Genomic DNA, 10,021 nt, shown 5'->3' with positions numbered 1-10,021 from the left:
TTCTTTTTTTCTAATAGCATCATTAGCCTCTATTTTTTTAGGCTTTTGTTCTACCACTTATTTTTATTCTTGCCTAGATGCCCTTATTTTAGCGCTTACGTTATCACTCAAGCACTTATGTATGCATCAAGCAATTCAAAAAAGAAATTTGCTAAAAAGCAAAAAATTGATGCCATAAGGTGGTTATTAGATGATTTATATGTTGATGAATTTAAAATGGTATGCAATTTAGCAGATTTAGACTATAAGAATGTGTTAGTAAAGATAAAAAAAGCTTTAGCTAATGGATGTAAGTGGAGGAATGATAATAAAAATAACTAACGCTACATGCTTACTGAAATTGTTTTAGTTGTGTTGCTTTGTTCCGATATTCTTCTAGTATGCTTACCAACTACTTCTCTATTTATGCCATCTTTTGCAGCAAGTAATCTATCGGCATTTTTATCAATCCAATCCATAACACTTGCACCACTAACATTAACATTATTTTTTGTTGCAAATTCCATTGCCTGTTTGCCACCAATAGTTTTATCATTTATAAAAGCCCATTCTAAAGCTGGCACCCCACCTATAGTTACATCATTTTTAATAGCATATTTTAAAACACTTTCTTCATTTTTTCCCAAATCTTCAACTGCATATAAAAATGCAGGCTTTCCATCAATTATTTCATCATGTTTTACTGTTAATTTTATAGCAGATTCACCTCGAATTTTAATATCATTTTTAACAGCCCATTTAACTAATTTATCTTTATTTTGTCCTAAATCTTCAATTGCATATAAAAATGCAGGCTTTCCATCAATTTCTAAATCATTTTTAACAGCCCATTCAATATCTTTTTGACCGTCTATTTTTAAATCATTTTGCAGGCAGTATAATACTGGGTCCATTCCATCTATTTTTAAATCTTGTTCTGCAGCCCACAATACTGGATTTACTCCATTTATATTTAGGTTATTATTTACTAGATAATCAAAAACTTCTTGTTTAGATTTGCTAAAATCTTCAATAGCACAAAGAAAAGCTGGTTTATTTGATATTTTTAAATCGTTATCAAGCATATGTTTTAAAAGTCGATTTTGATTTACATTAAGATCTTCAATTGCATATGAAAAAGCAGGTTTTCCATCAATTTGTAAGTCATTTTCTAATGCCCATTCAATAGCTTTTTGACTATTTATTCTAAGATCATTATCAATTGCCCATTTAACTGGATCTATTCCACCTATTTCATGGCCTTTATCTAAAGCATATAGTAGAATTTTTTCCTCAATACCTTTACTTTTTACATAATCTAATATTTTCTGTCCTTGTACTTCTTGTGATTGTGAATCAAAAAAACCAACTTTGGCTCTCAAAAAATCAATTTCTGGATTTAATACTGTTCCTTTGTCGTGCAAATGTATTGCTAATGTATCTTTGATAATTTGTAATGCATCTTCTTTATATCCTTTTATCTGATATGTATCTTCATCAATATCTAATAATGAATACACATTAAGCTTATCAGATAAGTCAAGATTTTGAATAAATTCATCTATTCTTTGAGTAAATGCTGCATAATTGCCAACTTTAAATTTAGGCAAATCAGACATAATTCTATCTGCTGTAAGATCAATTAAAATTTCTCCAGAATGTTCAGAGTTTAATTGCCTTTCTACATAGCTTTTAAGAAATGCTTGTATATCATCATTTATATATTCTTGCAAATATTGGTCATCTTGTTTTGTTTTTTTTATTAATCCATAATCATCTGCAACTTTATTTAAAAGAGAACTTATGTTGTGTACTTCATAAATTTCATGACTATGCATACCTTCCATTTTTTCAAGAAAATCTTTATTTTTTATGTAAAATTCAGTAACAAATTGTTCAATCATCTGCTTTTTTGTTAATGTTAGCATGTCATCAACAGTAGCGGAATTAAGTACAAGTTGTTGCAGTATACTCTGCATGTTTGTAAGAGTACCCTCTCCACATAAAAAAGGATAATCATTAAACTTGGAGTCAAGTGGTTTGCCTTTTTCACTATCTAATGCAACTTGAAAAACAATTCTTTCCATTGTCTTTTTTATCTCATTAATATTATGAAATCCATCTTGTTGCACATCACCATCCTTGAGTGCATCAAATTTTCCTTTTAACTCAATTAAATTTACTAAACCTAAGTCTCTTCCTTTTTTATATAACTCTTTTGCTTGTTGTCTAAATATTCTTATTTCTTCTTTTGATGAATCTTTATGAAGTTGCACTGATTTACTACTTGAATATAACTCACCTAAAAATTTTGATACCTCTGCCTCGTCTAAACCTTGAGATATTGGCTTCTCATGGAAGCTTGCTTTGAAATTGTCCAATTCTACTGGCATATTACCTCTTTATTTAGTCTGTTATTTTTGTTTGTTTATGTAAATAACTGATAAATTTTACAGTATTATTTATTACACCCACAGGTATAAGTCTATCATAATAAAACTAGATTTCAATACAATAACAAATATCTGTTATGCAATGTTAATTATGAGATTAATTGAAAGAATCTTCTACTTATTTCAGGATCATTTCTAAAGCAACCAATTAAAGCATGAGTCTTCATTTTAGCTAATTTTTGATTAATTCCTCTATTATTAATACAGCTATGACTTGCTTCTATTATTACAGCAACACCCTTTGGTTTAAGAGTATAATTAATTGTATTAGCAATTTCTGAAGTAAGTCTTTCTTGTATCTGAAGACGTTTTGAATAAATTTCAACTATTCTAGCTAATTTACTTATTCCAACTACTTTAGTATTAGGATAATAAGCAATATGTGCAACTCCTTTTATAGGAGCAATATGATGCTCACAATGAGAGTAAAAATTAATATCTTTTAAAAGCACCATATATTGATATCCAGAAGTTTCAGTAAATGTTTTTTTTAAAATATTTGCAGGATCTTCTAGATAACCTGAAAAATATTCTTTATAACTATCAATGACTCTTTGAGGAGTATCAGATAAACCCTCTCTATCTGGATTTTCACCAATCCATTCTAGCAAGGTTTTTACGGCTTTTTTTGCTTCATCATCGGAAACTTTAACCCTTATATTATTATTGTTAAGTAACTTACTTTGCATTACTAATAATATTTAAAAATTTAGAAAGGAATAATAGCACTAAATAATTTTTTTTAATAGTTTTATATGATTAATTTTTAAAATATTAGCACTATATATTAAACATATTTGATTTTAATCAAAGATTTTTTTCTTTAAATTTTTAAAATTACTTTTAGATAGGTGCTTTTGTTTAATTTCTTTATACTTGTTTTGAGCTTTAGTTTCTAAATTTTCTTTAAAATTATTAAATTCATTTTGTACAGCTGAATGAAGTAAAAATTTAATAATAACAAGACATACTAATGTGGATATCAATATGTTCCAAAGCGTTAAAAATATAAATTTAAACATATTGAAGTATTGTTATTTATTATCTTTTTTATTATCTTTTTCTTGTTTTTCAATTGCAGCACCTAGTATATCACCTAAACTAGCACCACTATCAACAGAACCATATTCTGCAATTGCTTTTTTCTCTTCAGCAATTTCAAGAACTTTCACAGAAAAATTTAATATTTTTTTATTTTTATCATATGATATAACTTTAGCATCAATTTTATCACCTACAGTAAATCTATCTGGTTTTTGTTGATCTTTATGCTTTGATAAATCAAATTTCTTTATAAAACCTTTGACATTTTCAGGTGCTTCAACATAAAGTCCTTCATCTGTAACTTCTGTAACTTTACAAGTTACAACTTCGGCCTTTATTAGCTTATCAATAACTTCTTTATAATTATTTTCTTCAAATTGTTTAATACTTATGGTTACTCTTTCTCTTTCTAAATCAGAATTTAAAACTACACCTTGTATTTCATCACCAATTTTAAAGCTTTTTAAAGCGTTTTTAGGATTATCGTCCCAATTAATCTCAACAGCTGGCACTAATAAATCTAAATCGTTTTCTTTACCATTTTCTATAATGTTAACAAATAAACCAAAGTCCACAATCTTTTTTACTATTGCTTTAACTTTTGTTCCAATAGGATAATTATCAGCAAAACTTTTCCATGGATTGTTGGTACATTGTTTAATACTTAAACTTATCCTGTGTTTATTAATATCTATATCTAAAACTATAGTTTCAACTTCATCACCAATATTAACTAATTTAATTGGGTGAGTGTTTTTTGTATTCCAATCAATTTCATTTAAATAAACCAATCCTTCAATAGATTTTTCTAATTCAATAAAAGCACCATAATCTGAAATACTTAAGACTTTACCTTTATGTTTAGTTCCAACTGCATATTTTTTTTCTAAACCTTCCCAAGGATTCTCTGTAAGTTGTTTTAATCCTAAAGATACTCTTTGTGCTTCAGGGTTATATTTTGTAACCACTAACTTAAGTTCTTGTCCAAGAGATATCTTTTCAGAAGGATGAGATATTTTATCCCATGAAATATCTGTTATATGTAATAATCCATCAATATCACCTAAGTCAATAAAAGCACCATAGTTTGTTATATTTTTAACAACTCCATTAAATGTCATTCCTTCTTTTATTCCAGACAATAATTCATTTTTTGCTTCTTTCCTTGATTCTTCAAGTATAGCTCTCCTAGAAACGACAACATTACCTTGTTCTCTATCAATTTTTAAAATTTTAAAAGGTTGATCTACATTCATTAATATAGAGGGATCTTTTACAGGTCTAATATCTAACTGACTACCTGGTAAAAATGCTAAAATACCTTCAATATCAACAGCAAATCCTCCTTTATTAACTTTGCCAATAATTTTACCATTGATACTACTGTCACTTGCATTTAATTCTTCAAATTTATTCCATGCTAATTCTTTAGCTACTTTTTCTCTACTTAATTGTGTACATCCATTTTTACCTTCAAATCTGTCAATGTATATATCAACTTCATCACCTATTTTTAAATCCTTATTAGTAAATTCATTAATTGATACCCTACCCTCGCTTTTAAGACCTACATCAATATAAACGGTATCACCAGATACATTAACTATTTTACCTTTAACAATCGCACCTTCTTTTGGTTGATTATGCAAACTTTGTTCTAAAAGTTGAGAAAAATCTTCTTGTGAGAAATTTGGTATATTTTCTATATTCATATTGTTATTTAAATTTTAATTTATTTAATATTATATTTAAACTTTCTTCGATGGTCATTTGGGTAGTATCAATTAGCATCGAATCGTCAGCTTTAAGCAATGGAGCACTTTTACGCTCTATATCCCTTTTGTCTCTAATTTTAAGATACTCAAGTACTTTTTGCAGTTTAATACTTTTTCCCATTTTTTGCAACTGTTTATAGCGTCTTCTAGCTCTTTCTTCAATATTTGCATCAAAAAAAAACTTAAAATCTGCATTTGGAAAAACAACAGTACCAATATCCCGCCCATCAACAACAATCCCATTTTTACCTTTAGCAAATTCTCTTTGAATATTTAATAATTTTTCTCTAATAATGTTAAATTCTGCTATTTTAGAGCTTAAATCGCTAACTTCATCAAAATAAATTTCAGATAATGGGATTGGCTTTGCAAAATCAATTCTATCAATTAATTCACAAATTTTTTCTATATTTGATAAATTAACTTTATTTTTAATAGAAAAATATGCTACTTTTCTAAACATTAAACCTGTATCGAGATAATCATATCTAAGCTTTTCAGCAAGTGATTTGGCAACTGTACCTTTTCCAGATGCTGCAGTTCCATCAAATGCTATTATAATACTTTTTGATTTTTTATTCATTAATTTTTATTTTGAATATAATCAACTAACTTTTCTACACTAGAAATTTTCATACCATGCTTTTTTGAAAATTTTATTAAATCATTTTGTCTAGCCATAGTTCCATCATCATTTATAATTTCACAAATAACCATTATTGGTTTTAGATTTGCTAGTTTTGCAATGTCAATAGCAGCTTCAGTATGTCCCCTTCTTTCAAGCACGCCTTTATCTCTGGCAATGACTGGAAATACATGTCCAGGAACTTTAAAATCATCAACTGTAGAACCTTCATTTACTAAATTTCGTATTGTATTTGTTTTATCATATGCTGACATTCCTGTAGAACCACCTTTTTTAGAATCAATAGAATATGTAAAAGCTGTTTCAAATTTAGCTACATTTCTTCGTGGATGTAACTTTAAATCAAATTTATCAGCAATATTTTGGTTTATTGCAACACAAATTAAGCCTCTTGCATGCATTATCATTAATCTAATTAGTTCTTCTGTAATAAACTGTGCAGGAAAAATGATATCTCCTTCATTTTCTCTATCTTCATCATCTGTAATAATAAAGGGCTTACCTAATTTAGCTTCTTCAATTATTTCATCAATTGAATCAAACATACTTTAAACTCCATAAATAAAAATTTTGTTTTCATTAGCAAGCTTTATTGTAGTTTCGCTTGCAATAATAATTGATTTTTTTGCTTCAACGACTATACCCTTATAAGAGTATTTTGCAATATTTTTTATTGTATCCGGCCCAATACATGGTAAATCTAGTCTTTTATCTTGATGAGGTTTGCATAATTTTATCAAAATACCCCCAATCTCTTGATCTTTATACTTGAAGCATCTTTTAATTAATTCATTAGTACCTTCAACAGCTTCTACACCTAAGACCAAACCATTATTAATAATCATAGCTTGTCCTATATCATATTTTATAATTCCTTTTAAAATGTCTACACCCTTTTCAATATCTTCTTTTTGTTTTTTAGGAATTTCACAATTTGTCATTACTCCACTTTTTACTAAAATATCTTTTGCTATAGTATTGGGAGATATAATTTTAAATCCATGATTTTCAAAAAATTTTATAATTATTGAATATATACTATTATCATTAAATCCACTTTTTATTATTTGTGTAAATATTTTAAAACCAATTTTATCAAAAATTAATTTAGATAAATGAATTCTTTTAACTTTTCCGGCAATTACTATATTTTTTAAATTATTAGATTGTAAGTAATTAAAAATATTACTTATGCTACAGGGATGGAATAAATCGTAATTAATTCCTTTAAAGATTTTTTCATTTATTTCACCTTTTAAACCTATAATTTTTACTTTTATTCCTTTATTTAAGCATTCATCATAAATTATTTTAGGCAATAAGCCTTGTCCAGCGATAATTCCTATTGAGTTTATTTTATTCATCTAATAACCAATTTTTATTTGGCATACAGAATCCCCTTTTATTATCATTTTTTAAAAATTTAATTATTTCTAACGATTCATTATCTATATGATTATTTTCTACTGCTTTAATTTTTTCATTAAAATTTATATTATTATTTTTGCTAAAAATTTCTTTAAAAACTTTTTTGACCTTAATAATAGAGGATTTGCTATAATTATTTCTTTTCATACCAATTATATTAATTCCAATTATTTTTGCTCTGTCCCCTGAAACACTTGCAAATGGTACAACATTTTCAACAACCGCACTAACTCCACCAATAATTGCAAATTTTCCAACTCTAACAAACTGGTGAATAGCAGAAAGTCCTCCAATAATAGCGTTATCATCAATTATAACATGTCCGCCAAGTGTTGCATTATTAGCAAGTATAACATTATCACCTACTATACAGTCATGAGCAATATGTGAGTTAATCATTAATAAGCAGTTATTTCCTATAACTGTTTTCATATTTCCATGCTTTGTACCTGTATTAATGGTGCAATACTCTCTAATAATATTATTTTTCCCAATTATTACTTTAGAATTTTCACCGCTATATTTAAGATCTTGAGGGTTATATCCTATAGATGCAAAAGGAAAAATTTCAGTGTTTTCTCCAATATATGTGATTCCATCAATACATACATGAGCATGCAATTTTACTCCTTCGGCTAATTCTACATTATGCCCTATACAACAATATGGGCCTATTTCTACATTAGAATGAATTTTAGCTCCTTTTTGAATGATAGCTGTTTTATGAATCATCTTATTTATTTTTATTCTTTAACTAACATTGCAGAAAAAATAGCATCTGCAACTTTATCATTATCAACTTTAGCTTCGCCAGACATTTTCCAAATATTTCTTCTTGCTTGAACTTGTTTAATATGAATATACATACTATCACCTGGAACAACAGGTTTTCTAAAATGTGCTTTTTCAATAGACATTAAATATATTATCTGATTGGTAGCTTCACTATTTTGATTAACACTTTTTGCTGCAAAAACTGCTGCTGCTTGTGCCATAGATTCAACGATTAAAACTCCAGGCATAACAGGTTTTTGGGGAAAGTGCCCATTGAAAAAATCTTCATTTACAGTAACATTTTTTAAAGCAATGAGGTTTTTATTAGGGTTTAATTCTAAAACTTTATCTAATAATAAAAAAGGATATCTATGAGGAATTATCTTTTTTATTTCTGAAATATCTAAAATAGTTTTCATGATTTATATCTTTCTTTTTATTATTTGATTTTTTAAAAAAATATTTTGCCTATGCCAATTATTTATTTTTATTGCAGGGTAACCACCTACTATTTCTCCTTCTTCAAGATCATTGATAACCCCAGATTTACCTGCAATCATTACCTTATTTTCTATATTTAAGTGCCCTGCTATCCCTGCTTGACCACCAATTAAAACATTGTCACCTATTTTTGTACTACCAGAAATTCCAGTTTGAGCTGCAATGATAGTATTTTCACCAATAATAACATTATGTCCAATTTGAACTAAGTTATCAATTTTGCAATTATCTTTTATAACTGTATTTTCTAATGTGCCTCTATCAATACAGCTATTTGCACCAATTTCAACATTATCACCAATTTCAATAGCACCAACTTGTCTAACTTTTGGGCCTCCTGGCACAAAACCAAATCCATCTTGACCAATCTTAACTCCAGTATATACTTTACAATTTTTGCCAATTTTTGTAAAAGCGATAGTGCAACCAGATTGAATAGAAGAATTATCTTCTACGATTACTCCATCACCAATCACTGAGTTATAACCAATATAAACTTCATCACCAATAATAGCTCCTTCACCAATTACTGCTCCATGACAAATGCAACAATTTTTACCAATTTTAGCAGATGATGCAATAAAAGCTGATTGTGAAATACAGGGTTGAATTTTAGGCTCAGGATAAAATTTATCAATAATTTTTGCAAAAACTAATTGTGGGTTTTTTGTTATAATTAATCCCATTGATTTTGGAGCATACGATTTATGATCTTCTCTAAGAATGCAAAAAGCGGCTTTTGTTTCTTTTAAGTCATTAATATATTTTGAATTATGAAAAAATGTAATATCTTTATTTGTTGCTTTTTTAAGTGTTGTGATATTAGAAACTAATATATTATCGTCTCCAATAACTTCATCAACAACCTCTACATCTTTTATTAAATCCTTTAACTTAAAGGAACCGGCCTTTTTATGAAAAACCCCTAAATTCATTTAAAAAATAAAAAATATATTAAAATAAAACCTAATTAAGTTAATTTTTTATAATTATAAAAGCTTTTTGTCTATAAAAAGCTTGTAAATAATGCTAAAAAATATTATTTATTTCAAAATAGAAGTTTAAAAAAAGTAAAATGAAAGTATTGTCATCATTAAAATCAGCAAAGAAAAGAGATTTAAATTGCAAGCTTATCAAAAGAAAAGGTAAGCTATACGTTATAAATAAGAAAAATCCAAAATTTAAGGCTAAACAAGGTTAAAATGCAATATAATTACAAATATCATATTGATGATATTCCAAGTGATTTAGATTTAAAAGGCGACCTTGCAATTGATACAGAAGCTATGGGCTTAAATAACCATAGGGATAGGCTATGCGTATTACAATTAGCTGATGAGTTAAATGCAATACATTTAATTCATTTTAAAAACAGAAATTTTAATTCTCCAAATTTAAAAAAATTTTTAACTGATAAAACA

At 27.3% G+C, this 10,021-nt stretch carries 13 protein-coding genes; 3 read left to right on the top strand and 10 right to left on the bottom strand.

What is annotated here, in order from left to right:
* The first annotated feature begins 69 nt into the window (after positions 1 to 69).
* On the top strand, positions 70 to 321 hold the full coding sequence (locus tag EIC27_RS03755; protein ID WP_126044802.1) for a hypothetical protein: 252 nt from the start codon (positions 70 to 72) through the stop codon (positions 319 to 321).
* A 2-nt stretch (positions 322 to 323) separates the two neighbouring features.
* On the opposite strand, the gene EIC27_RS03750 is transcribed toward EIC27_RS03755, so the two are convergent.
* The 10 genes from EIC27_RS03750 to lpxD form a co-directional block, all read right to left on the bottom strand.
* Positions 324 to 2,372 carry a hypothetical protein gene (locus EIC27_RS03750; RefSeq protein ID WP_126044801.1) on the bottom strand — a complete coding sequence of 683 codons (2,049 nt, stop codon included), beginning with the start codon at positions 2,370 to 2,372 and terminating at the stop codon, positions 324 to 326.
* A 149-nt stretch (positions 2,373 to 2,521) separates the two neighbouring features.
* A complete protein-coding gene (gene folE / locus EIC27_RS03745) occupies positions 2,522 to 3,121 on the bottom strand; it encodes a GTP cyclohydrolase I FolE (protein ID WP_126044800.1) in 600 nt (199 codons plus the stop codon).
* Between the two features lie 114 nt (positions 3,122 to 3,235).
* The gene (locus EIC27_RS03740) at positions 3,236 to 3,454 is read right to left on the bottom strand and encodes a hypothetical protein (RefSeq protein WP_126044799.1); all 219 of its coding nucleotides are present in this window, start codon (positions 3,452 to 3,454) and stop codon (positions 3,236 to 3,238) included.
* 12 nt (positions 3,455 to 3,466) lie between these two features.
* Complete coding sequence (locus EIC27_RS03735; protein ID WP_126044798.1) at positions 3,467 to 5,188, bottom strand: 30S ribosomal protein S1; 1,722 nt, start codon at positions 5,186 to 5,188, stop codon at positions 3,467 to 3,469.
* 4 nt (positions 5,189 to 5,192) lie between these two features.
* Complete coding sequence (cmk, locus tag EIC27_RS03730) at positions 5,193 to 5,834, bottom strand: (d)CMP kinase (RefSeq protein WP_126044797.1); 642 nt, start codon at positions 5,832 to 5,834, stop codon at positions 5,193 to 5,195.
* Entirely contained in the window at positions 5,834 to 6,442 is a 609-nt protein-coding gene (ribB, locus tag EIC27_RS03725; RefSeq protein WP_126044796.1) for a 3,4-dihydroxy-2-butanone-4-phosphate synthase, read from the bottom strand. Before ribB ends, cmk begins: the two co-directional genes overlap by 1 nt.
* A gap of 3 nt (positions 6,443 to 6,445) precedes the next feature.
* Positions 6,446 to 7,261 carry an LpxI family protein gene (locus tag EIC27_RS03720; protein ID WP_126044795.1) on the bottom strand — a complete coding sequence of 272 codons (816 nt, stop codon included), beginning with the start codon at positions 7,259 to 7,261 and terminating at the stop codon, positions 6,446 to 6,448.
* Positions 7,254 to 8,057, bottom strand: coding sequence for an acyl-ACP--UDP-N-acetylglucosamine O-acyltransferase (gene lpxA, locus EIC27_RS03715; protein WP_126044794.1), 804 nt, complete (start codon positions 8,055 to 8,057; stop codon positions 7,254 to 7,256). Before lpxA ends, EIC27_RS03720 begins: the two co-directional genes overlap by 8 nt.
* An 11-nt stretch (positions 8,058 to 8,068) precedes the next feature.
* A complete protein-coding gene (fabZ, locus tag EIC27_RS03710; RefSeq protein WP_126044793.1) occupies positions 8,069 to 8,518 on the bottom strand; it encodes a 3-hydroxyacyl-ACP dehydratase FabZ in 450 nt (149 codons plus the stop codon).
* Between the two features lie 3 nt (positions 8,519 to 8,521).
* A complete protein-coding gene (gene lpxD, locus EIC27_RS03705; RefSeq protein ID WP_126044792.1) occupies positions 8,522 to 9,535 on the bottom strand; it encodes a UDP-3-O-(3-hydroxymyristoyl)glucosamine N-acyltransferase in 1,014 nt (337 codons plus the stop codon).
* Between the two features lie 140 nt (positions 9,536 to 9,675).
* On the opposite strand from lpxD, the gene ykgO reads away from it, so the two are divergent.
* Positions 9,676 to 9,801 (top strand): type B 50S ribosomal protein L36, encoded by a 126-nt coding sequence (gene ykgO / locus EIC27_RS03700; protein WP_126044791.1) that lies wholly within the window; start codon positions 9,676 to 9,678, stop codon positions 9,799 to 9,801.
* A 1-nt stretch (position 9,802) separates the two neighbouring features.
* The coding region (locus tag EIC27_RS03695) for a 3'-5' exonuclease family protein (RefSeq protein WP_479686428.1) at positions 9,803 to 10,021 on the top strand (219 nt) is incomplete at its 3' end.

The organism is Candidatus Aquarickettsia rohweri (assembly GCF_003953955.1).
GTDB classification, from domain to species: Bacteria; Pseudomonadota; Alphaproteobacteria; order Rickettsiales; family Midichloriaceae; genus Aquirickettsia; species Aquirickettsia rohweri.
Note: the sequence above shows the minus strand (reverse complement) of the source record. Positions and strands in the feature narration are given on the sequence as shown.